Consider the following 22,955-nt stretch of genomic DNA (forward strand, 5'->3'; position numbering starts at 1 on the left):
CTCTTGGCAGAGGGCGGGCCATTTGCGTTTTCAGCCCTCGCGCAGCACCGTCAACGGGCTGGCATTCAGCGCGCGGCGAGTGCCAAACACGCCGGCACCGCCGATCAGCACTGCACCGATCACCGGCAGCAGCAACAGCCACGGATGTGGGTGCCAAGCCAGGTCGAACGCGTAGCGATACAGCACCAGTGTCACCAGTTCCGTACCCAGCGCCGCCAACAGGCCGCTGACCGCGCCCAACAGCCCGAACTCGATACGCCGCGCCTTGACCAGCAACTTGCGCTCCGCCCCCAGCGCCCGCAGCAGGGCACCTTGGCGAATCCGCTCGTCAAGGGTTGCCTGGAGCCCGGAGAACAACACCGCCATCCCCGCAGCCAGGACAAACAACAGCACGTACTCCACCGCCAGGGTGACCTGGGCGAGGATGCTGCGCAGCTGTTCAAGCAGCGCCTCCACTTGCAGGATGGTCACTGCCGGGAAGGCCCGGGACAGGTCGACGATCTGCTGGTCATGGCCGGGCGCCAGGTAGAAGCTGGTCAGGTAGGTGGTAGGCAGGTCTTTCAAGGTGCCTGGCTGGAAGATCATGAAGAAGTTCGGCTGGAAGTTATCCCAGTTGATTTCCCGCAGGCTGGTGACCCGCGCTTCACGGTTTTCCCCGCCGACGGTGAATACCAGATGATCGTTGAGCTTGAGTTTCAGGCTGTCAGCGACCTTGGCCTCCACCGAGACGCCGGGAATCTCGTCGGTGGGTTGCGCCGTCCACCAGGAACCCGCCGTCAGCTTGTTGCCTGGCGGCAGGTCGGCGGCCCAGGTCAGGCTCAAGTCGCGCTGTACAGCACGATCGCCGCTGGAGTCCTTGCTCACAATTTCCTGCACCGGGGCGCCATTGATGCTGATCAATCGGCCCGGCACTACCGGATACAGCGGTGCAGACTGCGCCTGCAATTCCAGCAGGCGTGCGCCGAAGGTGTCTTTGTCGGCGGGCAGGATGTTCAGCGCGAAATAATTGGGGGCGTCCTTGGGCAACTGGTTTTGCCAGGTGTCCAGCAGTTCGCCACGCAGCAGCGCGATCAAGCCCATGGACAACAGGATCAGCCCGAATGCCAGGGACTGGCCCGCTGCCGCCAAGGGATGACGCAGCAACTGGCCCAACCCCAGGCGCCAGGGCAGGGAGGCCCGGGCCAGCAGGCGTCGAAGGCTCTGCAACAGCAGCAGGAGCAGGCCGCCGAGAATCAGCGCGGCAATCACGCCGCCGCCCAGCAGGGCGAAGGTCAGCACCAGGTCGAGGCTCAAGCGCCACATGATCAGGCCCAGGGCGAACAGCGCGGCACCGTAGACCATCCATGTGCTGGAAGGGATCGGCAGCAGGTCGCGTCGCAGTACCCGCAGCGGAGGCACGCGCCCCAGCGCGGCCAATGGCGGCAGGGCGAAACCGGCGAGGGCGACCAGCCCGGTGCCAATCCCGGCAATCGCTGGCAACAGCCCACCGGGTGGAACGTCCGCCGGCAGCAGGTCATGCAACAGCGCAAACAGCCCCAATTGCGCGAGCCAGCCGAGCAGGGCGCCGGTCAGGCTGGCCAGCAGGCCCAGCACGGTCAATTGCAGGCTGAACAGCAACATGGTCTCGCGCCGGGACAGCCCGAGACAGCGCAATAAGGCACTGGCATCAAAGCGTCTACTGGCGAAGCGGTTCGCCGACAGCGCCACCGCCACGCCCGAGAGCAATACCGCCACCAGGCTGGCCATGTTCAAGTAACGCTCGGCTTTGCCCAGTGCGCCACCGATCTGCTGGTTGCCGTCCCGGGCATCCTGCAGCCGCTGGTTGGCAGCCAGGCCGGGCTTGACCAGGTCGCGATAGGTTTGCAGTACGGTGCCGCCTTGGGGCGCGCGCCAGAGGTCGCGATAACTGACGCGGCTGCCGGGCTGCACCACGCCGGTGGCCTCGAGATCGGCCAGGTTGATCATCACCCTGGGCGTCAGGCTATAGAAGTTGCCGGCGCGGTCCGGCTCGTAGGTCAGCACGCGGGCCAGGCGCAGGGTCTTCATGCCGACGTCGATGCTGTCGCCGATTTTCAGGTTCAGTGCCGTCAGCAGCCGTGCCTCCACCCAGGCTTCACCGGGCTTGGGACCACCCCCGGCGGTTTCTTCGGCGAAGGGTTCTGCGGCGCTCTTCAGCTCGCCGCGCAACGGATACTCGTCGTTGACCGCCTTGATGCTGGACAGCTGGATGCCATTGTCGGTGGCAATCACGCTGGAGAACTCCACCACCCTGGCGTGCTGCAAGCCCAGCTCGGTACCACTCTGGATTTGCTCGGTACGGGCGGGCGAGCTGCCTTCCAGCACCAGGTCGGCCGCGAGGAATTCCGTGGCACGCAACATCATGGCGCTGTTCAGGCGTGCGCCGAAGTAGCCAATGGCGGTGCTGGCGGCGACGGCCACCAGCAGGGCGAAGAACAGCACGCGCAGTTCGCCGGCGCGGGCATCGCGCAGCAACTGGCGAAGGGCAAGGCTGAACAGGCGCAAAAAGGGCAAGCGTGCCATCAAGGCTCCAGGGGCGCGACCATCAGGCCGGCTTCAAGACGGATCAGGCGGCGGCAGCGGTGGGCCAGGCGCTCGTCATGGGTCACCAGCACCAGGGTCGTGCCGCTCTCTTTGTTGAGTTCGAACAACAAGTCGCTGATGCGTTCGCCGGTGTGGCTGTCGAGATTGCCGGTAGGTTCGTCGGCAAACAGCACGTCCGGTTCGGCGGCAAACGCCCGGGCAATCGCTACCCGTTGCTGCTCGCCACCCGAGAGTTGGCGCGGTGAGTGAGTGAGGCGCTGGCCCAGGCCGACGCGCTCCAGCAGGTGCCTGGCACGTTCGCGGGCGTCCTTGCGGCCGTCCAGTTCCAACGGCAGCATCACGTTTTCCAGTGCATTGAGGCTGTCGAGCAACTGGAAGGACTGGAACACAAAGCCGACGTGCTCGGCGCGGATGCGCGCACGCTGGTCTTCGTCGAGGGTACTCAGGGCTTGGCCAGCGAGGGTGACTTCGCCACTGCTCGGCAGGTCGAGGCCGGCCAGCAGGCCGAGGAGGGTGGATTTGCCGGAACCGGAGGCGCCGACGATAGCCAGGCTATCGCCCTTGTTCAGTTCCAGGCTCAGTTCGTGCAGGATAGTCAGTTCACCTTCCGCGCTGGGAACCACTTTGCTAAGGTTTCGCGCGGTGAGAATGCTTGCGCCCATGGAGAATCCAATGCGAATGTGGTTTTTGAGTGCTGGCCTGGCCTTGATGTGCATGGCCCAGAACGCAGCGGCGGGTACAGTCCTGATCGTTGGCGATAGTATCAGTGCCGGTTTCGGACTGGATACCAGCAAAGGGTGGGTAGCGTTGTTGGGACAACGGCTCAAGAGCGAAGGTTTCGACGATAAAGTGGTCAACGCCTCCATCAGCGGCGACACCAGTGCCGGAGGCCTGGCGCGGCTGCCGGCGGCGCTTGCAGAGCATAAGCCAGACCTGGTGATCATTGAGCTGGGCGGCAATGACGGCCTGCGTGGGCAGCCCCCCGCGCAATTGAAACAAAATCTTGCATCGATGATCGACCAGTCCAAGGCCAGCGGTGCCAAGGTGCTGCTGTTAGGCATGCAGTTGCCGCCTAATTACGGGCCGAAATACACCACCGCGTTTGCCAATGTCTACGCGGCCCTGGCCAAGGAAAAAAGCGTCCCGCTGGTGCCGTTTTTCCTTGAAGGCGTCGGTGGTCATCCGGAGCTGATGCAGGCTGACCAATTGCACCCGGCGGTTGGCGCGCAGGGCAAGTTGCTGGAAAATGTCTGGCCGACGCTAAAACCACTGCTATGACGCTTTTCTAGCAGCGGTCTTTCGGCTAAGGTGGCGCCCCCCCGATTTGGAGCCCCCGATGTCGCGTCCTGCCTGGTCCCTGTTTGCCTACCAACTGATCGAGCCTGACGAACAGCTGGATCTGTTCGCCTGCCAGGAAGTCCGGGTGCATCTGGTGACGCGTCAATTGGAGTTGGGCGGGTCGATCGACCGCACCCTCTGCGGTACGTTACTGCCTGCCCAGCCGCGCTGGTCGTCGGTGGATCGCTCGATCTTCCAGGACCAGCGTTTGTGCCCCCTGTGCCGGGCGATCCTCGAGTCGCAAAAGCGCGGTACACCGCCGATCTGGCCAGAGCTGCGCTTCGAACTTTGAATATGGGTGCCCGCCGGGCAGCCGTGTACAATCCATTTTTTACTACCCGTCGATCTGCGAAGGAATTCCCGGATGTTGTCGCGCCTTTCCGCCGTCACCTGCTGCCTGTCTCTTGCTGCGATCTGCGCGGCCGGTTCCGCTGCAGCGTTGCAGTTGCCTTTGCCGCCACCGGGTGAAGATATCGTTGGCCAGGTCCAGGTGATCAAGGCCAAGTACGAAGATACCTTCGCTGACCTGGGCACCACCTACGACCTGGGCTATTCGGAGATGGTCGCGGCCAACCCGGGCGTCGATGCCTGGTTGCCGGGGGCGGGTACCGAGATCGTGTTGCCGACGCGCTTCATCCTGCCGCCCGGCCCGCGTGAAGGCATCGTGATCAACCTGGCGGAATACCGGCTCTATTACTATCCCAAGGGTCAGAACGTGGTGTACACGTTCCCGTTGGGGATTGGCCGTGAAGGCTGGGGTTCACCGGTGGCTCACACCACGATCACGGGCAAGATCCCGAACCCGACCTGGACCCCGCCAGCCTCGATCAAGGCCGAACACGCCGCCAATGGCGACCCGTTGCCGAACGTGGTGCCGGCTGGCCCGGACAACCCGTTGGGGCCGTTCAAGTTCACCCTGGGCACGCCCGGCTACCTGATCCACGGTTCCAACATGAAGTTCGGCATCGGTACCCGTACCAGCCACGGTTGCTTCCGCATGTTCAACAACAACGTGCTGGAAATGGCCGACATGGTGCCGGTAGGGACGTCGGTGCGGATTATCAACGATGCCTACAAGTTCGGCGCAGCCGGGGGCAAGGTTTACCTGGAGGCGCATACGCCGTTGAACGACGATGGCACTCCATCGGTCGTCGACAAGCACACTGCGGTGATCAACGCTTTGCTCAAGCGTGAAGACTTGTCCAACAACCTGCGGGTCAACTGGGACCAGGTGCGTGACGTCGTTGCCGCCGAAGACGGTTTGCCGACGGAAATCGGTGTACCGGGCGGGGCGCCAATGGTGTCGAGTACGCCGGTAGATCTGCAGCAATAAGCCTGCACGATCCATAACCCGTTATCGCCTCGCGCGGTGACGGGTTTTTTATTGTCTGGAATCCAGCCGAATTGCGGGCAAAAAAAAGCCGATCCAAGAATGGACCGGCTTGATAACAACCCCGAAGGATTATTACTTGCGGCTTGCTTTTTCAAGCATGCGCAGAGCGCGCTCGTTAGCTTCGTCAGCAGTCTGTTGTGCTTTTTGAGCAGCAGCCAGAGCTTCATCAGCTTTACGATAGGCTTCGTCTGCACGAGCCTGGGAGCGAGCTGCTGCGTCTTCAGTTGCAGTCAGACGAGCTTCGGTTTCTTTGGAGACGCTGCTGCAACCGGTAGCCAGAACTGCGGCCAGAGCCAGAGCAGAGAATTTCAGAACGTTGTTCATCGTGTTCCCCTTCAAGGACTTTCTATTAAATGACTATTCTCTCAGAGTGAGCTAATAGCCGGCGTACATACTACCCATTACTTGTAGTAAGTAAACTGACGTAGCGCAAGAAGCAAAAAAAATTCTCGCGGCCAATCTATTTTGGCTAATCTTTTGAGAGTCTGTATAAAAAATATCCAGATTCTTGCACTCGGCCGAGGATTGGATCCAGCCTGAAAGGGCCGGCTGGCATGTGTTAAGCCATGTAAACATAAGTCATTTTATATATCGTCCCTGACACTATTGTTCAGATTGTCTTTTCGGTCTTCGGTATCTTTTGTGCATGTTGAGGTGACTTTAAGAGCGCGTGTTCGTCTCAAGCTTCAACTGCCGGCAATGTTCAGGCCATCGACCTAAGGATGCTCGATTGGCCCTTTCTATGTCCGCCAGCGCAACGGAAGACGAGCGCGTCTTGAGCAATTGTGCGATTGGCGCCTACTATTTCCCTGTGTTGGTTGTGAGCGCTAGTGCGAGGCACTGGCGGCTTTTCTCGTTGTCGAAACCGGCACCGGGTGGCGTAGATGTTCCTTCGCCGGAAAAACATCGGTAAGGTAGGGGTCAGAAACCAAGACCCGCGAGGAGTAGTGATGAGCGAGGCGTTGTCCATCCACCATGACCAGGCTGGTCATCAGTTCGAGACCAATGTGGACGGTCATCGTGCCTATCTGACCTATATGGACCTTGGGAAGCAGACCCTGGATATCTATCGCACCTTCGTGCCCAACGCATTGCGAGGCCGTGGCATTGCTGCTGCGCTCACCGAGGAAGCGTTGAAGTTCGCCGAAGAGGCAGGTTATACGGTGATCCCGTCCTGCTCTTACGTGGAGCGCTACATGGAGCGCCACCAGCGCCATGCCGCAAAGCTTTGAGCATTGAGTAAGGCGGGACGCAGAGCATCCCAGGATGCATTCCCACGCAAAGCGTGGGAACGATCAAAAAAAACGCCGGGTTTAGCCCGGCGTTTTTGTGTCCGCAGTGTTTGCTCAGCCGCGTTGGCGCTTGGGCAACACGTCCTTGAGCTTGGCATGCATGCTGCGCAAGGTGGTCTCGGTGGCAGCCCAGTCGATGCAGGCATCGGTGATCGACACGCCGTATTGCAGGTCGGCCAGATCCTTTGGAATCGCCTGGCAGCCCCAGTTGAGGTGGCTTTCGACCATCAGGCCGATGATCGACTGGTTGCCTTCCAGAATCTGGTTGGCCACGTTCTCCATCACCAGCGGTTGCAGAGCCGGGTCCTTGTTGGAGTTGGCGTGGCTGCAATCGACCATGATGTTCGGCTTGATCTTCGCCTTGTTCAGCGCCTGTTCGCACAGGGCCACGCTGACCGAATCATAGTTGGGCTTGCCGTTGCCGCCACGCAGCACCACGTGACCGTAGGCATTGCCTTTGGTGGTGACGATGGACACGCCACCTTCCTGGTTGATACCCAGGAAACGGTGCGGGCTGGACACCGACTGCAGGGCGTTGATCGCCACAGTCAGGCCGCCGTCGGTACCGTTCTTGAAACCGACCGCCGAGGACAGGCCGGAAGCCATTTCCCGGTGAGTCTGGGATTCGGTGGTACGTGCGCCAATCGCCGACCAGCTGATCAGGTCTTGCAGGTACTGCGGGGAAATCGGGTCCAGGGCTTCGGTTGCCGTCGGCAGGCCCATTTCGGCGAGGTCCAGCAGCAATTGACGACCGATGTGCAGGCCATCCTGGATCTTGAAGGAGTCGTCCAGGTACGGGTCGTTGATCAAGCCTTTCCAGCCGACGGTGGTACGCGGCTTCTCGAAATAGACGCGCATCACCAGGTACAAGGTGTCGGACACTTCTGCCGCCAGCACCTTCAGGCGCTCGGCGTATTCGTGGGCAGCCTTGAGGTCATGGATCGAGCACGGCCCGATGACCACGAACAGGCGGTGGTCGGTGCCGTCGAGAATCTCACGGATGACTTCGCGACCCTTGGTGACGGTCTGCAGGGCAGCGTCGCTCAGGGGGATTTCGCGCTTGAGCTGATCGGGCGTGATCAGGGTCTCGTTGGATTCGACGTTAAGGTCGTTGATCGGTAAATCAGCCATCGTGTTACTCGTCAGGGTCACGGGTGCCGGCCGCCAGCGATCCCCGTGCGGCGGAGCACAGCATGATTTAAGTGCAGCGGGGAGCCGAACCTTAGCGCGTTACAAGGTTGCGAGACAATGGGCAAAGGTCGCTTTAATCCAGCACTGGCTGCACAAAAGCCTCCTGGGAGAACTCGCCGGCATGGCGCGTGACCCATTCCCGGGCCAGCGCTTCGCTCTGCCGGGGTGTTGGCCTGGCGCCTTCGTGGAGTCGGCAGTAACGTTGGATCTGGCACACTTGCTCGCCCATCCGTGCCCCGAACAAGGCCTGCTCATCAGTAAAGGTGATGCCGACGCGGTAGCCGTTTTCAGCCTTGCGGCACCACGCTACATAGCCCGGATAGCGGGCCGTGAGGCCCAATGAAGGGATGCGCATCTCGATGGCGGTGCCCTGGCGCCAGGCGCGAGGGTAATTGCATGCGACGCCGCCCAGGCCGATAGTGTGCAGCCGTTGGCGGGAAATGCCGGACATGGGACGTTGGGTTAATTCGACAGCGACATCATCAGGGTGAGGAAAGAAACGACCCATGCACACGGACTCCGAGCACCGTCCAGTTGACGGCGGTGGCAGCAGTATAGTGAAAGAACTGCACCTTACCGATCTGGATATCGACCAGCAATTATTGGGGCTTTCCGGCACCTCGCTGGTGGTGTTCACCGGCGACGGATGCTCGCGCTGCCGCTTCCTGCACCAGCAACTGCCCGGTTGGGATTTGCCCGTGGACCGGGTCTGTTGGGTGGATGCAGGCCACAATGGCGGCGCGGTGGAACGCTACGAAATCTTTCATCTGCCGGCGTTGTTTGTGGTGTGTGACGGGAAACTCCATGGAATATTAGCGTCACTGACGCGTCTGACCGCCGGCGACCTGACTCAGGGTGTGCAGCAGGCGCTCAAACGAATACCAGAGGAATTGCCATGACCGAAGTTGCAAAAACACAGTCGCCACGGATCGGGATTATCGGCACCGGGGCCATCGGTGGCTTCTATGGTGTGATGCTCGCGCGTGCCGGATTCGATGTGCATTTCCTGCTGCGCAGCGAGTACGCGGCAGTCAGTGAGCGCGGCCTGCAACTTAACAGCACCCTCCACGGGACCTTGCACCTGCACCCGGTGCAGGCCTATGCCCGCGCCGCGGACATGCCGCCATGCGACTGGCTGCTGGTGGGCACCAAGTCGACGGGGAATGTCGAGCTGGCCCCGACCATCGCTCAGGTCGCCGCCCCGGACGCCAAGATAATCCTGCTGCAAAATGGCCTCGACGTAGAGGACAGCCTGCGTGAACACCTGCCGCCGTCGCTGCACCTGCTGGGTGGCCTGTGCTACATCGGCGTGCACCGCTCCGGCCCCGGCGTTGTCGAGCATCAGGCGCTGGGCCGGGTCAACCTGGGTTACCACAGTGGTCCGGCAGCTAACGACGACGCCAGCCGGCAGGCGATTGTCGAAGAAGGCGCCGCGCTGTTTCACCAGGCCGGTATCGACTCCCAGGCCATGGCCAATGTGCATCAGGCACGCTGGCATAAACTGGTGTGGAACGTGCCTTACAACGGTCTCTCCGTATTGTTCGGCACCGGCACTACGGCGATGATGGCGGATGAGTCGAGTCGCGAACTGATTCAGGCGCTGATGGCCGAAGTGGTACAGGCCGCCCACGCCTGCGGGCATGAAATCCCCGCCAGTTACGCCGGGCAGATGTTCACCATGACCGAAAGCATGGATGACTACCTGCCCAGCATGTATCACGATTACGCGAACAAGCGCCCGCTGGAACTGGCGGCGATTTACGCACGGCCCTTGGCTGCGGCAAAAGCGGCCGGTTGTGAATTGCCACGCATGCAGGCGCTCTACCAGGCCTTGAGTTTTATGGATCGGCATAACCGCTGATTGGGGGGAACACCATGGCAAAGGGATTGGGCGACAAACTGGTGCTGGCGATTTCCTCGCGGGCGCTGTTCGACCTGAGCGAAAGCCACAAGGTCTACCTGGCCCAAGGGGTCGAGACCTATCGCAAGTACCAGATCGACCACGAGGATGAAATCCTCGAGCCCGGCGACGCCTTCCCGCTGGTGAAGAAACTCCTGAGCCTCAACGCCAGCCTCGGCCGTGCCCGGGTCGAGGTGGTGCTGGTGTCGCGCAACAGTGCCGACACCGGCCTGCGGGTGTTCAATTCGATCCAGCATTACGGCCTGGATATCTCCCGCGCTGCGTTTGTCGGCGGGCGCAGTCCTTATCCTTATCTGGCGGCGTTTGGTTGCCACCTGTTTCTGTCCACCCATGCCGAGGATGTGCGCAGCGCCCTGGATGCCGGGTTTGCCGCAGCGACGATTCTGTCGGGCGGTGCACGTCGGGCCTCGAGTGCTGAATTGCGGATCGCCTTCGATGGTGACGCGGTGCTGTTTTCCGACGAGTCCGAGCGCGTCTATCAGTCGGGAGGTCTTGAAGCCTTCCAGGCCAGCGAGCGGGAGTCGGCACGCGAGCCTTTGCGCGGCGGACCGTTCAAGGGCTTCCTGGCGGCGCTCAATTTGTTGCAACGTGAGTTCCCGGACGAGTCCTGCCCGATCCGCACCGCGCTGGTCACGGCCCGTTCGGCGCCTTCCCACGAGCGGGTGATTCGCACGCTGCGCGAATGGGACATCCGTCTCGACGAGTCGCTGTTCCTCGGTGGCCTGGAGAAGTCGGCGTTCCTTGAGGCCTTTGCCGCCGATGTGTTTTTCGATGACCAGGAAGGGCATTGCGAGAAGGCCCGGGAGTTCGTGGCCACCGGGCACGTACCCCATGGCATCAGTAACGAGTTGAAAATTCAGACCGAGGGCTGAGCACTGCCAAAGGCGCTGCTAAGCTGAATCAATCCCCGCCATCCTGGCTGCCCAGGAGGTTCTATGATTCGTTCGATGCTGTACGCCACTGATCTGGGTCTGTATGCGCCTTATGTGATGCAACATGCCCTGGCGCTGGCGCGAACGTTCAAGGCTGATCTGTACGTGATTCACGTGGTCGAGCCCATCGGGCTGTTCGCCGAATCCGTGTTGCAGAGCTACCTTGATGAGAAGGCCTTGAGTGAATGGCAAAGCCAGGGGCTGACAACGGTGATGGCGACCATCGAGCAACGGGTGCTCGACAGTTTTCGCGAGGAACTGGGGGAAGGGGAGCAGGACCTCAAGTTGATCCGTTCGGTGCGAGTGATCCAGGGCGATCCCTGTGAAGTGATTCTCGACCAGTCGCAGAAACTCTCCGTGGATTTGTTGATCGTAGGTAGTCACAGCCAGGCGGTCGGGGTGGCAACGCCCCTGGGGAGAACCGCCGCACGGGTGCTGCAGTTGTCGCAGGTGCCGGTGTACCTGGTGCCGCTGTTGCAGCGTCGTCGCAGTGATGACGTGTGATTGGTAGAAAACGATAAAAAGTTCTAGATTTATACGTCTAACCTTTAATATAGTTATATACCGTCGCTGATACCCGTGGCGTCTATCCGCTTTGAGGGACACATATGAAGCTTCAACAACTGCGCTACATCTGGGAAGTGGCGCACCACGACCTCAACGTTTCCGCTACTGCTCAAAGCCTTTACACCTCGCAACCCGGTATCAGCAAGCAGATCCGCCTGCTCGAAGATGAGTTGGGCGTTGAAGTGTTCGCGCGCAGCGGCAAGCACCTGACCCGCGTCACCCCGGCCGGTGAGCGCATCATCACCACCGCCGGCGAGATCCTGCGCAAGGTCGAAAGCATCAAGCAGATCGCCCAGGAATTCTCCAACGAGAAGAAGGGCACCCTGTCGATCGCCACCACCCACACCCAGGCGCGTTATGCGCTGCCGCCGGTGATCAGCAGCTTTATCAAGCAGTACCCGGACGTGGCGTTGCACATGCACCAGGGTTCGCCGATGCAGATCGCCGAGATGGCCGCCGACGGCACCGTCGATTTCGCGATTGCCACCGAAGCCCTGGAGTTGTTCGGCGACCTGGTGATGATGCCGTGCTATCGCTGGAACCGCTGTGTGGTAGTGCCTCAAGGTCACCCACTGGCCAAGCTGCCGAAGCTGACCCTGGAAGCCCTGGCTGAGTACCCGATCGTGACTTACGTATTCGGTTTTACCGGCCGTTCGAAACTTGACGAAGCCTTCAGCCATCGTGGCCTGACGCCGAAAGTGGTGTTCACCGCTGCCGACGCCGACGTCATCAAGACTTATGTACGCCTGGGCCTGGGCGTCGGTATCGTCGCCAAGATGGCGGTCGATACCAAGCTCGACAGTGACCTGGTGGTGCTTGATGCCAGCGAACTGTTCGAGTCCAGTGTGACCAAGATCGGTTTCCGTCGCGGCACCTTCCTGCGCGGTTTCATGTGCGACTTCATCGAGAAATTCGCGCCGCACCTGACGCGCGAAGTGATGGCCAAGGCCATCCAGTGCCATAACAAGCAGGAGCTGGAAGAGCTGTTCGACGGCGTTGAACTGCCGGTTCACTGATCGGCTTACTTGACCTCGGTAACAGCAAACTGTTGCCGAGCGCCCCCCACCAGAATCTCCACCTCATCCCCTTCGAACTTGCCCAGCAGGCTTTTGCCCAGAGGCGAGCGTGGGGTGATGACGGTCACCGGTTGCCCCACCACATCGACCTTCAACCCTGCGCCGTCCGGTGCCAGGAATAGCCACTGCTGGCGATCGTTTTCATCCACCAGCCCCAGCAATGCGCCCACCTCGATACCGCGGTGGTCATCGTAGGCACGCAGTTGCATGTTCTGGCAGAGCGTCAGCGCCTGCTTGATTTCTTCGACGCGCCGGGCCTGGCCTGCGGCCAGGTAGGACGCTTCCAGCCCCAGGGTGTCGTACTTGTTCTCGGCGATGTTTTCTTCGTGGGTCGCGGTTTCATACGCGGTTTGCGCGGCGCGCTGGGCGATATCGAGATCGACCGCGAGTTTGTCCAGGACCAGTTGGTGAACGGCGTGCTTATTCATGGGCGGCTTTCGTGATCAATCGCAAAATTGCAGGACGTTGGCCCGGCTCTTGTCGTTGGGAGCGTTCTGGTCCTGTTGCAGCCAGAACTGGCATTTGGGGTTGGACAGGTTGCGCGGGTTGTTGCGGGCCTGCTCCAGGGTTTGCTGTTGCTCCTGCTTGCGGAGGTTCTCCTGGTACTGCTCGAACATTCGGTTCGGCGGCTCCGGTGCAACCACCTCCGGCTTGCCCAGCTGCTGCACCACTCGGGCCACTGGGGCTACGGTTTGCTCAGGCAGGTAGCGGGACGCCAGCCACAGGCTCAGCACGATGGCAATAAACCCCAGCCACAGGCCGAAGGCCACGGCGATGCTGAGCTTGAACAGCGAGAACGAACGATCAGACATGGTGGCCTCCTGGCAGGCACGTGCGGCATGGCGCCGATTGTCCCACAGCCACGCGCAGAATAATCGCGATCAACCCTTCGCAATCGAGGCATTTATACGGACAATCGAGCCTTTGAGCGTTGGAGCCCGGAATGAAAGCCCGCTGGGATATTTTTTGCAGCGTCGTCGATAACTACGGCGACATCGGCGTGACCTGGCGCCTGGCCCGGCAATTGGTGGCGGAACAAGGTTGCGCGGTGCGTTTGTGGGTCGATGACCTGCGGGCGTTCGAACGCATGTGCCCCGAGATTGACGTGCAGGTGCACCAGCAGTGGCAAGAGGGCGTTGACGTGCGCTACTGGCCAGCCGACTGGCCGGCGACCGACGCGGCAGACGTGGTGATCGCTGCGTTCGCCTGCCAACTGCCGCCGGACTATATGGAAGCGATGGCCGCGCGCGAACGCACGCCGCTGTGGATGAACCTGGATTACCTGAGCGCCGAGGACTGGGTGGTCGGCTGTCACGGCCTGCCATCGGTGAAATTCAAGGGCGTGCAAAAGTACTTCTTCTTTCCGGGGTTTCGTCCCGGTACCGGCGGCTTGCTGCGTGAGGACGGGCTGCTGGAACAGCGCGATGCCTTCCAGCAAGACGCCATCGCCCGGCAACACTTTTTGCAGGCGCTCGGGGTTTTCCCGGCAGCCGGTGCGCGACTGATGTCGTTGTTCGCCTATGAAAACGCCGGGCTGGCCAGTTGGCTCGACGTGCTGGCGGCCGATGGACGCGCCACTCATCTGCTGGTGCCCGAAGGGCGAATTCTCGGTGACGTGCAGCGCTGGCTGGGTGTCGAGTCGTTGAGCGTCGGCGATGTGTTCCAGCGCGATGCCCTGACGGTGCAAGTGCTGCCATTCGTGCGCCAGGAGCAATACGACCGCCTGTTGTGGTGCTGCGACTTCAATGCCGTACGCGGTGAAGACTCGTTTGTGCGGGCGCAATGGGCGGGTCGGCCGTTGTTGTGGCACATCTATCGCCAGGACGAAGACATTCACCTGGACAAACTCGATGCCTTCCTCGAGCTGTATACCAACGGCCTTTCACCCGCCGCGAAAACCGCGTTGGTCAGCCTTTGGCAAGCCTGGAACGCTGATGGCGATATGGCACATAGCTGGAAAATGTTGCTGGAACACTGGCCGGAAGTAACCGCGAATGCCGAGAAATGGGCTCTGGAACAAGGCTCGCGGACCGATCTTGCGACGGCGCTGGTACAGTTTTATGTAAATTGGATATGATACGCGACCTTGATTTTTGTAAATCCCATCCAAATTTCGGATATTCGCAATGAAAACTGGTAAAGAACTGAAACCCGGTACAGTGATCCGTCTCGAAAACGACCCTTGGCTGGTTCAGAAAGCTGAGTTCACCAAGTCTGGTCGTAACAGCGCAATCATGAAGACCAAGCTGAAGAACCTGCTGACCGGTTACAAGACCGAGATCGTCTACAGCGCCGATGACAAACTGGACGACGTGATCCTCGACCGCAAAGAAGCGACCCTGTCCTTCATCAGCGGCGACACCTACACGTTCATGGACACCACCGACTACACCATGTACGAGCTGAACGCTGAAGATATCGAAGCCGTTCTGCCGTTCATCGAAGAAGGCATGGACGACGTCTGCGAAGCCATTTTCTTCGAAGAGCGCCTGGTTTCCGTAGAGCTGCCGACCACCATCGTGCGTAAGGTCGACTACACCGAAGGTTCCGCTCGCGGCGACACTTCGGGCAAGGTGATGAAGCCTGCCAAACTGAGCAACGGTACCGAACTGCAGGTTGCAGATTTCATCGAAATCGGCGACATGATCGAGATCGACACCCGTGAAGGTGGTTCGTACAAAGGTCGCGCCAAGAAGTAATTCTTGCGCCACCGGTACAACAAGAAGCCCGACCATGAGTCGGGCTTTTTTGTGGGCGCTGTTTTTTATTTCAAGTGTTGCTTCAGCTCCTCGGACGCTTGCAGCAGCGCCGAGCGAACTTCCGGCACCTGGCTGACGACGTTCAGCAAACCGTAGTCATGGATCATGCCGTTGTAGCGCACGGCGGTCACCGGCACACCGGCTTCATCCAGCTTGCGGGCGTAGGCTTCGCCTTCGTCACGCAGCACATCGGAGCCAGCGGTCTGAATCAACGTAGGTGGCAAACCCTTGAGCTGTGCGGTGGTGGCCCGCAGCGGCGACGCATAGATCTCGGCGCGCTGCTTGGCATCGGTGGTGTAGTTGTCCCAGAACCACTTCATCATGTTTCGGGTCAGGAAGTGGCCTTCGGCAAACTGGTTGTAGGAGCCTGTGTCGAAGTTTGCATCGGTCACCGGCCACAACAGCAGTTGGAACTTGATCTTTGGGGTGCCTTTGTCTTTGGCCATCAGGCTGACCACTGCCGCCATGTTGCCGCCGACGCTGTTGCCGGCGACGGCCAGGCGATTGCCATCGACGTCGATCTCGCTGCCGTGTTCGGCCACCCACTTCGTTGCGCCGTACGCCTGGTTGATCGCCACCGGGTAGTGCGCTTCAGGGGATGGCGTGTAGTTGACGAATACCGCCGCCGCTCCCGACCCCACCACCAGGTCACGCACCAGCCGCTCGTGGGTCGGGAAATCCCCGAGTACCCAGCCACCGCCGTGGAAGAACATGAACACCGGCAATGTGCCCTTGACCCCGGCCGGACGCACGATGGTCAGGCTCAGCGGCTGGCCATCGACCTGAATGGTCTTCTGGCTGACGTCGGCCTTGGGCAGCGTCAGTTTTACTCCCGACTGGGCACCTGTCAGCACGGCGCGAGCTTCTTTGGGCGTCAGCTGCTCCATCGGTTTGCCGGTGCCGGCGTTCAGTGCATCCAGAAACGCCTGGGTGTTGTGCTCCACGTCGCCGCCGGCCGCAAAGGCGTTGGTGATCGAGAAAGCGAGCAGGGTGCCGGTGAGTACTTTGCCAAATGTGTTCATGTTCTTCTCCAAAAAACCGCGTGGGGTTAGACGGTCACGTGCAGGCGTACATCGACGTTGCCACGGGTGGCGTTGGAGTACGGGCAGACCTGGTGGGCCGCGTCGACCAGGCTTTGTGCTTCGTCCTGGGCCAGGCCGGGCAGGCTGACGTGCAGGTCGATGTCCAGGCCGAAACCGCCGGGGATTTGACCGATGCCGACGTGGGCAGTGATCGAAGCGTCATCCGGGATTTTGCGTTTGGTCTGGCTGGCGACGAATTTCAGGGCGCCGATAAAGCAGGCGGAGTAGCCGGCGGCGAACAGTTGTTCCGGGTTGGTGGCCTGGCCACCCGCGCCGCCCAGCTCTTTTGGCGTGGAGAGTTTTACATCGAGGATATTGTCGCTGGAAACAGCGCGACCATCACGGCCGCCGGTGGCGGTGGCTACTGCGGTATAGAGAGTTTGCATGGTGATTTCCTCGTCAGTATTTGCGCTAATTGTTTGCGCGCTAAGTAAGTGGCGAGATGAATGTATCGCGCTAATAGTTAGTGCACAAGATAAATTTTGAAAATATTTTGCCTGGCTCGATGGCGGGGCACTGCACAAGCAAATGTGGGGGCGGGCTTGCTCGCGAATGCTGTGCATCAGTCAATGCATCCAGTGACTGTCACACCGCATTCGCGAGCAAGCCCGCTCCCACATTTTTTGATGCGTGGTGCCTTTAGAGGGAGACTTGCAAGTTTTTCCGCAGCGCCAGTAAATCGCCCTGCAGCTTGCGCAGTTGTTCGATGTCCATCCCGCTGGCGCCCAGAATGCACTGCGGAATATCCATCGCCTTGTCCCGCAGGGCGCGCCCGGCTTGTGTCAACTCAACCACCACCACACGCTCGTCTTCACGGCTGCGGGTGCGACTGAGCAGGCCTTCGGCTTCCAGGCGCTTGAGCAGCGGGGTCAGGGAGCCGGGATCCGTCAGCAGGCGATTGCTGATTTCGCCTACGGTCAATCCATCCTCTTCCCAGAGCACCATCATGGCCAGGTACTGCGGATAGGTCAGGCCGAGGGCTTGCAGCAGGGGTTTATAGACCTTGGTCATCAACAACGAGGTGGAATGCAGGGCAAAACACAGTTGGTTGTCGAGCAGCAAGGATTCGCAGGTATCGAGGGGCTTGGTCATGGCAGTGCCTTAAAACGTGTCTGGTTTTGAATCTAGCGGGCAAATCTTTAACGCGCCAGACAATTCTGTCCGCTCGGTCAGCCGAAGGCGCTTTGCAGCGCAAGATCCCACGGCGGCACCGGGCTGAAGCGCGCCTTGAGGTATTCCAGCAATAACCGGCTGCGGGCGTTGGCGTGTTGCTCCAGGCGCAGGGCGTAGATTCCGGCGGTTTCAGGTGTCGGCAAGCCGTTCTCGCAGAACAGTGGCACCAGCTCGCCGCGCACCAGGTATTCGCTGGCGAGCCAGGTGGGCAGGTGCGCGATGCCCAACCCCGCCAGGGCGCCTGAAAGCAGGGCTTCGGCGTTGTTGGCGCTCATGCGAATGCGTTGCGGGCGGTAGGTGGCCTTGCGCCCGTCCAACTCAAAACGCCAGGCGAACATCGGTGCCAGGCCTTCCCAGTCCAGGCCGTCGTGTTCGTTCAACTGGCTGGGATGAGTCGGTGTGCCACGGCTTTTGAGGTAGGCCGGGCTGGCGCAGGCGATGCGCACGATGCTGGCCAGGGGCGTGGCGATCAGCCGGGTGTCGACGATATGCCCGGCCCGCAGCACCAGGTCGACCTTGCCCAAATGCTCGCCCTGCATGTCGACAAAGCTGTCGATCAAGTGCAAGTGCACGTCCAGGCCTGGGTAGACGTTGAGAAAGTCGGCGATGGCAGGCGCCAGGTGCCGCCGACCGAAGGCGGCCGGGGCGTCCACGCGGATCAACCCTTCAGGCGCATGGCTCAGCGACACCGCTTCGGCCCGCGCCAGTTGCAGCTCGCTGACGATCCGGCGGGCGCGCTCGGCAAACGCCAGGCCGGCGGGTGTTGGCACCACCGCATGGGTGCTGCGTTGGAACAGCCGGCTGCCCACCGAGCTTTCCAGGCTGTCGATACGCCGCGCCACCGCCGAGGGCGTGAGCGGATGACGTCGCGCAGCGGCGGAAAAACTGCCCGCTTCCAGTACATCCAGAAACAGGCTCAGTTGGTCGGTCAGCGTATTGGGGTTCATCAGCGGCTACTTATGCGAAGTTGGCACAGCCATTGTGCGTTGCTGTGCGTTTCCGCGCCAGGACGGACTGCGTAGCATGCAAGGCTCGGGAATGGCGGGAGCGAAGTGGTGGCAGATTTAGCGTTGTATTTGGCACTGGGTGTCGCGTTGGGCACGGTCGGCGGCTTGTTCGGCATTGGCGGTGGGCTGATTGCGATTCCAGTGTTGGGGGTGTTCTTCGGCCTGGACCAACAGATCGCCCAAGGCACGGCCCTGGTGATGGTGGTGCCGAATGTGATGCTCGCGTTGTGGCGTTATCACCAGCGCAACCGGATCGAATTGCGCCATGCATTACCGCTGGGCGTGATGGGATTCTCCTTCGCCTGGCTGGGCTCCATCTGGGCGGTGGGGATCGATGCAGATGTGATGCGTGTGGGTTTTATCGCGTTTCTGCTGGTGTTGGCGTCCTACAACCTGCTGCGAATGTTTACCCACAACGCACCACCTTCCGCGCAGATGCGCTACTCCTGGCCGTGGCTGGGGGTGCTGGGCGCGGCGTCGGGCTCCATGGGCGGCTTATTCGGTGTGGGCGGCGCGGTGGTGGCCACGCCGGTGCTGACCAGCATTTTCGGCACCAGCCAAGTGGTTGCCCAAGGGCTGTCGCTGGCCCTGGCCTTGCCGAGCACCAGCGTGACCCTGGTGACCTACGCCTGGCACCATGAAGTGGACTGGGTGATCGGTGTACCACTGGCCGTCGGCGGCCTGCTCAGCATCAGTTGGGGTGTGAAAGTCGCCCACGCCATGCCGGAGCGTATGTTGCGCGGGCTGTTCTGCGGGTTCCTGGCAGTTTGCGCGGTGATGCTGACCTTTAAAGTTTGAAGCCTTCGAGGATGTATTCGGCGAGGCATTCGGTAATCGGCGAAGTCATCCCGGGATTGCGCAACAGCCGCAGATTGACCGAGGGCAGCGGTGGGAAACCTTCTTCACTGCCCAGCACCCGCAAGTCTTCGGTTACCAGGCTCTCCATGCTGACAGTGACCGCCAGGCCCGCGCCGACCACTGCCTGGATCGCCGCGCCGTTGGAGCTGTGGTACGCCAGGCGATATTCACGGCCAACGGCATCAAGTGCAGCGCGGGTCCATTGGGTGCAGAAGCTGTCCATGCCGGAAATCGCCAAGGGCAGGGCGCTGTGATCATCCAGGCAGAAACACGGGGCGGCCACCCAGACCATCCGCTCATTACGCAACAGCTCGCCCATCTCATTCCCGGGTTCGCGGCTGATGACCGTCAGGGCCAGGTCCCGGCGCTGCATCAATATCGACGACGACTCGCAGTGCATTTCAATCTGGATCAGCGGGTAAGCCTTGGAGAAGCGCTTGAGAATCCCCGGCAAGTAGCGCATCACGTAATCGTCGGGTGTGCCGATGCGCACCAGCCCGACCATGTGCGGCTCGCGCAGGGTGTTGAATACTTCGCTGTGCAACTTCAGGATCCTGCGGGCATAGCCCAATAGCACCTGGCCTTCCGGAGTCAGCCGTACCTGGCGGCCATCGCGCTCGAACAACTTGCGCTGCAACACATCTTCTTCCAGGCGTTTCATCTGCATGCTCACCGCCGACTGCGTGCGGTTGACCTGCTCGCCAGCGCGGGTGAAACCACCCTGATCGGCGATGGCGACGAAGGTGCGCAGCACTTCAGTGTCGATACTCGGGTAGCTGGACAATCGATCAATCTCCGAGATGTATTGCATAAGAAACATTCGTTGGATTGATCATAGCCCCAGGCACAGACTTCAGTCATCCCCACTGGAGGGCGAGATGATGAAAGGTCAAAGAGGCTTTGTTCTGATGGCGAAGCGGCCGTTTTCCGGGCTGCTTCAACTGGGTTCCCGGTGGCTGGCCGTGCACCGTGAGCGCCAACTGTTGATGGGCATGAGCGATGATGCGCTCAAGGATATCGGGCTCAACCGTGGCGATGTCGAGCAGGAAAGCCGCCGGCACTTTTGGGAAGATCCGCTGCGAAAATGACGCGGGATGCAGTAGGGTGGTTCGCGAGCACACAAGGAGAGACACATGCCCGCAGAGTTATCCTTTTCCCTCAAGCAAGCGCGACGCCTGGCGCTGGCTGCCCAAGGTTTTTCCGGGCGCCAGCCGCCGGCGTTGATCAAGGCCGCACAGGTCAATCGCCTGGTTGAGCGTTTGGGCGTGTTGCAGATTGATTCGGTGAATGCGGTGGTGCGCTCGCACTACCTGCCGCTGTTTTCCCGGCTGGGTAACTACTCTCCATTGATTCTTGAACAGGCCGCCTGGAGTTCGGGGCGGCGCCGTTCGCTGTTCGAGTATTGGGGGCATGAGGCTTCTTTGTTGCCGATGGCGCTGTACCCGCTGATGCGCTGGCGCATGGCGCGGGCGGCCCAGGGGCAGGGCATCTATCAGCAAATGGCGCGGTTCGGTCGTGAGCAGCAGGCCACTATCGCGCGGGTGCTGGGCATCGTTGAGCAGCAAGGCGCCTTGGGTGCGGGCAGTTTGTCGACCCGCGAGGAGCGCGCGGGCCCCTGGTGGGATTGGAGCGATGAAAAGCATGCATTGGAATGGCTGTTCGCCGCCGGCCAGGTGACCGTCGCCGGGCGTCGTGGTTTTGAGCGTTTGTATGACCTGCCGGAGCGTGTGATTCCGGCCGACATTCTCCAGCAAGCCCCGTTGGACGAGGCCGAAGCGCAGCGCGGCTTGCTGCTGCACAGCGCCACGGCGTTGGGTGTGGGCACTGAAAAAGACCTGCGGGACTACTTCCGCCTCGACCCGGCCGACAGCCGCGGACGTCTGGCGGAACTGGTCGAGGACGGGCAATTGATCACGTGCCAGGTCCAGGGCTGGAAACAGCCGGCTTATTGCCTGCCCGAGCCAAAAGTCCCGCGCAAGGTGCTCGCCAGCGCATTGTTATCGCCGTTCGATTCACTGATCTGGGAGCGCAGCCGTACCGAGCGGTTGTTCGATTTCCGCTATCGTCTGGAGATCTACACGCCTCAGGACAAGCGGGTGTATGGCTATTACGTGTTGCCGTTCCTGCACAATGAGCGGATCGCCGCGCGCGTGGATTTACGCGCAGAGCGGGCGGCCGGGCGTCTGGCGGTGCATGCCGTTCACGAGGAAGAGCCGGGGCTGGACGAGAAAGGGATGCAGGCGCTGGCCCTGAACCTGCGGCAGATGGCCGACTGGCTCGGGCTTGAGCAGATCCAGCTCAATTGCCAGCGGGCCAGTGCGGCGCGGTTGCGGGTGGCGCTCTTAGCGCTTGACCTGTTTTAGCGTCTCGGCAATCAGGAACGCCAATTCCAGCGACTGATCGGCGTTCATCCGTGGGTCGCAGTGAGTGTGGTAGCGGTCCGATAGCCCGTCTTCGGTAATCGGCCGCGCGCCGCCGATGCACTCGGTGACATTCTGCCCGGTCATCTCGATATGAATCCCGCCGGCATACGTGCCCTCGGCTTCATGTACTTGGAAGAACTCCTTCACTTCGCTGAGGATCTGCGCGAAGTCCCGGGTCTTGTAGCCGCTGCTGGCCTTGATGGTGTTGCCGTGCATCGGGTCGGAACTCCACAGCACCCGCTTGCCTTCGCGCTGCACGGCGCGGATCAGGTTCGGCAGATGGTCACCGACCTTGTTCGCACCCATGCGCGCAATCAGGTTCAGGCGGCCTGGTTCGTTGTCCGGGTTGAGGATGTCGATCAAGCGGATCAGGTCATCGGGGTTCATGCTCGGGCCGACCTTGACCCCGATCGGGTTGTTCACCCCGCGCAGGAATTCGACGTGGGCACCGTCCAGTTGACGGGTGCGATCACCGATCCACAGCATGTGGGCCGAGCAGTCGTAATAGTCGTTGGTCAGGCTGTCGCGGCGTACGAAGGCTTGTTCGTAGTTGAGCAGCAGCGCCTCGTGGGCGGTGAAGAAACTGGTCTCGCGCAGTTGTGGCGAGCTGTCCATGCCACAGGCGCGCATAAAGGCCAGGGTTTCATCGATACGGTCGGCCAGTTGGCTGTACTTCTCGGCCAGGGCCGAGTTGGCGATGAAGTCCAGGTTCCACTTGTGCACCTGGTGCAGGTCGGCAAAACCGCCCTGGGCAAAGGCCCGCAGCAGGTTCAGGGTGGCGGTGGACTGGTGGTAGGACTGCAGCAGGCGGTCCGGGTCCGGCACGCGGCTTTTTTCGTCGAAGCCGATGCCGTTGACGATATCGCCGCGGTAGGCGGGCAGGGTGATGCCGTCGATGGTTTCATCGTTGGAAGAGCGCGGCTTGGCGAACTGGCCCGCCATACGCCCGACCTTGACCACCGGGCAACCGGCGGCGAAGGTCATCACAATCGCCATCTGCAGCAGCACCTTGAAGGTGTCGCGAATTTTTGCGGCCGAAAACTCGGCAAAACTCTCGGCGCAATCGCCGCCTTGCAACAGGAAGGCGCGACCCTGGGTGACCTCGGCAAACTGACGGCGCAATTCACGGGCCTCACCGGCAAACACCAGCGGCGGATAACTCGCCAGGTTCTGCTCGACCTGCGACAGGTGCGCAGCGTCAGGGTACTGGGGTTGTTGCTGGATCGGCAGGGCGCGCCAGCTGTCGGGGCTCCAGGGTTGGCTCATCATGAACTCGAGTGATTTGCGGTCGGGCCGTCATGTTATCAGCAATTAGTACGTGACCTGCTGCTGCCGGTTCGCCCACAATCCCGCCTTTCCTGTTGGCCCCGCGTTAGGAGTT

At 61.1% G+C, this 22,955-nt stretch carries 27 protein-coding genes; 14 read left to right on the forward strand and 13 right to left on the reverse strand.

Annotated elements, in window-relative coordinates:
- Window positions 1-30 precede the first annotated feature (30 nt).
- On the reverse strand, window positions 31-2,541 hold the full coding sequence (locus AU074_RS27030; protein ID WP_076017331.1) for an ABC transporter permease: 2,511 nt from the start codon (window positions 2,539-2,541) through the stop codon (window positions 31-33).
- Window positions 2,541-3,224, reverse strand: coding sequence for an ABC transporter ATP-binding protein (locus AU074_RS27035; protein WP_010176179.1), 684 nt, complete (start codon window positions 3,222-3,224; stop codon window positions 2,541-2,543). The genes AU074_RS27030 and AU074_RS27035 overlap by 1 nt, the downstream gene beginning before the upstream one ends.
- Before the next feature lie 10 nt (window positions 3,225-3,234).
- On the opposite strand from AU074_RS27035, the gene AU074_RS27040 reads away from it, so the two are divergent.
- The 3 genes from AU074_RS27040 (at window position 3,235) to AU074_RS27050 (ending at window position 5,233) form a co-directional block, all read left to right on the forward strand.
- On the forward strand, window positions 3,235-3,840 hold the full coding sequence (locus AU074_RS27040; protein WP_076017332.1) for an arylesterase: 606 nt from the start codon (window positions 3,235-3,237) through the stop codon (window positions 3,838-3,840).
- A gap of 58 nt (window positions 3,841-3,898) precedes the next feature.
- The gene (locus tag AU074_RS27045) at window positions 3,899-4,192 is read left to right on the forward strand and encodes a hypothetical protein (RefSeq protein ID WP_003218723.1); all 294 of its coding nucleotides are present in this window, start codon (window positions 3,899-3,901) and stop codon (window positions 4,190-4,192) included.
- A gap of 72 nt (window positions 4,193-4,264) precedes the next feature.
- Window positions 4,265-5,233 (forward strand): L,D-transpeptidase family protein, encoded by a 969-nt coding sequence (locus AU074_RS27050; protein ID WP_076017333.1) that lies wholly within the window; start codon window positions 4,265-4,267, stop codon window positions 5,231-5,233.
- Between the two features lie 132 nt (window positions 5,234-5,365).
- On the opposite strand, the gene oprI is transcribed toward AU074_RS27050, so the two are convergent.
- Complete coding sequence (oprI, locus tag AU074_RS27055; protein WP_003172710.1) at window positions 5,366-5,617, reverse strand: outer membrane lipoprotei OprI; 252 nt, start codon at window positions 5,615-5,617, stop codon at window positions 5,366-5,368.
- Window positions 5,618-6,243: 626 nt separating this feature from the next.
- On the opposite strand from oprI, the gene AU074_RS27060 reads away from it, so the two are divergent.
- Window positions 6,244-6,525, forward strand: coding sequence for a GNAT family N-acetyltransferase (locus tag AU074_RS27060; protein ID WP_003189869.1), 282 nt, complete (start codon window positions 6,244-6,246; stop codon window positions 6,523-6,525).
- A 114-nt stretch (window positions 6,526-6,639) separates the two neighbouring features.
- Here AU074_RS27060 and AU074_RS27065 read toward each other — a convergent pair whose 3' ends face one another.
- Window positions 6,640-7,716 carry a 3-deoxy-7-phosphoheptulonate synthase gene (locus AU074_RS27065; RefSeq protein ID WP_017477367.1) on the reverse strand — a complete coding sequence of 359 codons (1,077 nt, stop codon included), beginning with the start codon at window positions 7,714-7,716 and terminating at the stop codon, window positions 6,640-6,642.
- A 133-nt stretch (window positions 7,717-7,849) separates the two neighbouring features.
- Complete coding sequence (locus tag AU074_RS27070) at window positions 7,850-8,284, reverse strand: PilZ domain-containing protein (protein WP_076017334.1); 435 nt, start codon at window positions 8,282-8,284, stop codon at window positions 7,850-7,852.
- Between AU074_RS27070 and AU074_RS27075 the strand changes: the two genes are divergently transcribed.
- From AU074_RS27075 to cysB, 5 genes are all read left to right on the forward strand, one after another.
- A complete protein-coding gene (locus tag AU074_RS27075) occupies window positions 8,283-8,675 on the forward strand; it encodes a thioredoxin (protein ID WP_076017335.1) in 393 nt (130 codons plus the stop codon). The genes AU074_RS27070 and AU074_RS27075 overlap by 2 nt on opposite strands.
- Window positions 8,672-9,637, forward strand: a complete 966-nt coding sequence (locus AU074_RS27080) for a putative 2-dehydropantoate 2-reductase (RefSeq protein WP_076017336.1) — start codon at window positions 8,672-8,674, stop codon at window positions 9,635-9,637. Before AU074_RS27075 ends, AU074_RS27080 begins: the two co-directional genes overlap by 4 nt.
- Window positions 9,638-9,651: 14 nt before the next feature.
- Window positions 9,652-10,569, forward strand: coding sequence for a 5'-nucleotidase (locus AU074_RS27085; protein ID WP_063032090.1), 918 nt, complete (start codon window positions 9,652-9,654; stop codon window positions 10,567-10,569).
- A 63-nt stretch (window positions 10,570-10,632) separates the two neighbouring features.
- On the forward strand, window positions 10,633-11,133 hold the full coding sequence (locus tag AU074_RS27090) for a universal stress protein (protein ID WP_017477371.1): 501 nt from the start codon (window positions 10,633-10,635) through the stop codon (window positions 11,131-11,133).
- Window positions 11,134-11,237: 104 nt separating this feature from the next.
- Window positions 11,238-12,212 (forward strand): HTH-type transcriptional regulator CysB, encoded by a 975-nt coding sequence (cysB, locus tag AU074_RS27095; protein ID WP_010176165.1) that lies wholly within the window; start codon window positions 11,238-11,240, stop codon window positions 12,210-12,212.
- Window positions 12,213-12,217: 5 nt separating this feature from the next.
- Here the strand turns inward: cysB and AU074_RS27100 are convergent, their stop codons facing one another.
- Complete coding sequence (locus AU074_RS27100) at window positions 12,218-12,700, reverse strand: GreA/GreB family elongation factor (protein ID WP_076017337.1); 483 nt, start codon at window positions 12,698-12,700, stop codon at window positions 12,218-12,220.
- Between the two features lie 15 nt (window positions 12,701-12,715).
- The gene (locus tag AU074_RS27105; protein WP_076017338.1) at window positions 12,716-13,084 is read right to left on the reverse strand and encodes a hypothetical protein; all 369 of its coding nucleotides are present in this window, start codon (window positions 13,082-13,084) and stop codon (window positions 12,716-12,718) included.
- 131 nt (window positions 13,085-13,215) lie between these two features.
- Between AU074_RS27105 and earP the strand changes: the two genes are divergently transcribed.
- Entirely contained in the window at window positions 13,216-14,349 is a 1,134-nt protein-coding gene (earP, locus tag AU074_RS27110) for an elongation factor P maturation arginine rhamnosyltransferase EarP (protein ID WP_076017339.1), read from the forward strand.
- A 49-nt stretch (window positions 14,350-14,398) separates the two neighbouring features.
- Window positions 14,399-14,971 carry an elongation factor P gene (locus tag AU074_RS27115; RefSeq protein WP_076017340.1) on the forward strand — a complete coding sequence of 191 codons (573 nt, stop codon included), beginning with the start codon at window positions 14,399-14,401 and terminating at the stop codon, window positions 14,969-14,971.
- 65 nt (window positions 14,972-15,036) lie between these two features.
- Here the strand turns inward: AU074_RS27115 and AU074_RS27120 are convergent, their stop codons facing one another.
- The 4 genes from AU074_RS27120 to AU074_RS27135 form a co-directional block, all read right to left on the reverse strand.
- Window positions 15,037-16,053: an alpha/beta hydrolase gene (locus tag AU074_RS27120; RefSeq protein ID WP_076017341.1), complete on the reverse strand. Its 1,017-nt coding sequence runs from the start codon at window positions 16,051-16,053 to the stop codon at window positions 15,037-15,039.
- Window positions 16,054-16,079: 26 nt separating this feature from the next.
- Complete coding sequence (locus AU074_RS27125; protein ID WP_076017342.1) at window positions 16,080-16,499, reverse strand: organic hydroperoxide resistance protein; 420 nt, start codon at window positions 16,497-16,499, stop codon at window positions 16,080-16,082.
- 253 nt (window positions 16,500-16,752) lie between these two features.
- Window positions 16,753-17,205 carry a MarR family winged helix-turn-helix transcriptional regulator gene (locus tag AU074_RS27130; protein WP_076017343.1) on the reverse strand — a complete coding sequence of 151 codons (453 nt, stop codon included), beginning with the start codon at window positions 17,203-17,205 and terminating at the stop codon, window positions 16,753-16,755.
- A gap of 77 nt (window positions 17,206-17,282) precedes the next feature.
- On the reverse strand, window positions 17,283-18,233 hold the full coding sequence (locus tag AU074_RS27135; protein WP_076017344.1) for a LysR family transcriptional regulator: 951 nt from the start codon (window positions 18,231-18,233) through the stop codon (window positions 17,283-17,285).
- Between the two features lie 108 nt (window positions 18,234-18,341).
- Between AU074_RS27135 and AU074_RS27140 the strand changes: the two genes are divergently transcribed.
- Window positions 18,342-19,091 carry a sulfite exporter TauE/SafE family protein gene (locus tag AU074_RS27140; protein WP_076017415.1) on the forward strand — a complete coding sequence of 250 codons (750 nt, stop codon included), beginning with the start codon at window positions 18,342-18,344 and terminating at the stop codon, window positions 19,089-19,091.
- On the opposite strand, the gene AU074_RS27145 is transcribed toward AU074_RS27140, so the two are convergent.
- Window positions 19,081-19,962 (reverse strand): LysR family transcriptional regulator, encoded by an 882-nt coding sequence (locus tag AU074_RS27145; RefSeq protein WP_076017345.1) that lies wholly within the window; start codon window positions 19,960-19,962, stop codon window positions 19,081-19,083. The two genes, AU074_RS27140 and AU074_RS27145, sit on opposite strands and share 11 nt — an antisense overlap.
- A 70-nt stretch (window positions 19,963-20,032) precedes the next feature.
- Between AU074_RS27145 and AU074_RS27150 the strand changes: the two genes are divergently transcribed.
- Together AU074_RS27150 and AU074_RS27155 are read left to right on the forward strand one after the other, a co-directional pair.
- Complete coding sequence (locus tag AU074_RS27150; protein WP_173860412.1) at window positions 20,033-20,239, forward strand: DUF1127 domain-containing protein; 207 nt, start codon at window positions 20,033-20,035, stop codon at window positions 20,237-20,239.
- Window positions 20,240-20,284: 45 nt separating this feature from the next.
- On the forward strand, window positions 20,285-21,514 hold the full coding sequence (locus AU074_RS27155) for a winged helix-turn-helix domain-containing protein (protein ID WP_076017347.1): 1,230 nt from the start codon (window positions 20,285-20,287) through the stop codon (window positions 21,512-21,514).
- Here the strand turns inward: AU074_RS27155 and AU074_RS27160 are convergent.
- Window positions 21,494-22,840, reverse strand: a complete 1,347-nt coding sequence (locus tag AU074_RS27160; RefSeq protein WP_076017348.1) for a class II 3-deoxy-7-phosphoheptulonate synthase — start codon at window positions 22,838-22,840, stop codon at window positions 21,494-21,496. The genes AU074_RS27155 and AU074_RS27160 overlap by 21 nt on opposite strands.
- Window positions 22,841-22,955 lie beyond the last annotated feature (115 nt).

Source organism: Pseudomonas sp. ATCC PTA-122608 (genome assembly GCF_001952855.1).
In the GTDB taxonomy this organism is placed as follows: Bacteria; Pseudomonadota; Gammaproteobacteria; order Pseudomonadales; family Pseudomonadaceae; genus Aquipseudomonas.

Excerpts from the sequence above, each read along its gene's own strand:
- AU074_RS27065 (WP_017477367.1), bottom strand. The coding sequence starts at position 7,716 with ATGGCTGATTTACCGATCAACGACCTTAACGTCGAATCCAACGAGACC.
- AU074_RS27040 (WP_076017332.1), top strand. The coding sequence starts at position 3,235 with ATGCGAATGTGGTTTTTGAGTGCTGGCCTGGCCTTGATGTGCATGGCC.
- AU074_RS27105 (WP_076017338.1), bottom strand. The coding sequence starts at position 13,084 with ATGTCTGATCGTTCGTTCTCGCTGTTCAAGCTCAGCATCGCCGTGGCC.
- AU074_RS27050 (WP_076017333.1), top strand. The coding sequence starts at position 4,265 with ATGTTGTCGCGCCTTTCCGCCGTCACCTGCTGCCTGTCTCTTGCTGCG.
- AU074_RS27045 (WP_003218723.1), top strand. The coding sequence starts at position 3,899 with ATGTCGCGTCCTGCCTGGTCCCTGTTTGCCTACCAACTGATCGAGCCT.
- cysB (WP_010176165.1), top strand. The coding sequence starts at position 11,238 with ATGAAGCTTCAACAACTGCGCTACATCTGGGAAGTGGCGCACCACGAC.
- AU074_RS27145 (WP_076017345.1), bottom strand. The coding sequence starts at position 19,962 with ATGCAATACATCTCGGAGATTGATCGATTGTCCAGCTACCCGAGTATC.
- AU074_RS27150 (WP_173860412.1), top strand. The coding sequence starts at position 20,033 with ATGAAAGGTCAAAGAGGCTTTGTTCTGATGGCGAAGCGGCCGTTTTCC.
- AU074_RS27160 (WP_076017348.1), bottom strand. The coding sequence starts at position 22,840 with ATGAGCCAACCCTGGAGCCCCGACAGCTGGCGCGCCCTGCCGATCCAG.
- AU074_RS27135 (WP_076017344.1), bottom strand. The coding sequence starts at position 18,233 with ATGAACCCCAATACGCTGACCGACCAACTGAGCCTGTTTCTGGATGTA.
- AU074_RS27130 (WP_076017343.1), bottom strand. The coding sequence starts at position 17,205 with ATGACCAAGCCCCTCGATACCTGCGAATCCTTGCTGCTCGACAACCAA.
- AU074_RS27120 (WP_076017341.1), bottom strand. The coding sequence starts at position 16,053 with ATGAACACATTTGGCAAAGTACTCACCGGCACCCTGCTCGCTTTCTCG.
- AU074_RS27090 (WP_017477371.1), top strand. The coding sequence starts at position 10,633 with ATGATTCGTTCGATGCTGTACGCCACTGATCTGGGTCTGTATGCGCCT.
- AU074_RS27060 (WP_003189869.1), top strand. The coding sequence starts at position 6,244 with ATGAGCGAGGCGTTGTCCATCCACCATGACCAGGCTGGTCATCAGTTC.
- AU074_RS27125 (WP_076017342.1), bottom strand. The coding sequence starts at position 16,499 with ATGCAAACTCTCTATACCGCAGTAGCCACCGCCACCGGCGGCCGTGAT.
- AU074_RS27115 (WP_076017340.1), top strand. The coding sequence starts at position 14,399 with ATGAAAACTGGTAAAGAACTGAAACCCGGTACAGTGATCCGTCTCGAA.
- AU074_RS27085 (WP_063032090.1), top strand. The coding sequence starts at position 9,652 with ATGGCAAAGGGATTGGGCGACAAACTGGTGCTGGCGATTTCCTCGCGG.
- AU074_RS27075 (WP_076017335.1), top strand. The coding sequence starts at position 8,283 with ATGCACACGGACTCCGAGCACCGTCCAGTTGACGGCGGTGGCAGCAGT.
- earP (WP_076017339.1), top strand. The coding sequence starts at position 13,216 with ATGAAAGCCCGCTGGGATATTTTTTGCAGCGTCGTCGATAACTACGGC.
- AU074_RS27080 (WP_076017336.1), top strand. The coding sequence starts at position 8,672 with ATGACCGAAGTTGCAAAAACACAGTCGCCACGGATCGGGATTATCGGC.
- AU074_RS27030 (WP_076017331.1), bottom strand. The coding sequence starts at position 2,541 with ATGGCACGCTTGCCCTTTTTGCGCCTGTTCAGCCTTGCCCTTCGCCAG.
- AU074_RS27035 (WP_010176179.1), bottom strand. The coding sequence starts at position 3,224 with ATGGGCGCAAGCATTCTCACCGCGCGAAACCTTAGCAAAGTGGTTCCC.
- AU074_RS27070 (WP_076017334.1), bottom strand. The coding sequence starts at position 8,284 with ATGGGTCGTTTCTTTCCTCACCCTGATGATGTCGCTGTCGAATTAACC.
- AU074_RS27100 (WP_076017337.1), bottom strand. The coding sequence starts at position 12,700 with ATGAATAAGCACGCCGTTCACCAACTGGTCCTGGACAAACTCGCGGTC.
- AU074_RS27155 (WP_076017347.1), top strand. The coding sequence starts at position 20,285 with ATGCCCGCAGAGTTATCCTTTTCCCTCAAGCAAGCGCGACGCCTGGCG.
- oprI (WP_003172710.1), bottom strand. The coding sequence starts at position 5,617 with ATGAACAACGTTCTGAAATTCTCTGCTCTGGCTCTGGCCGCAGTTCTG.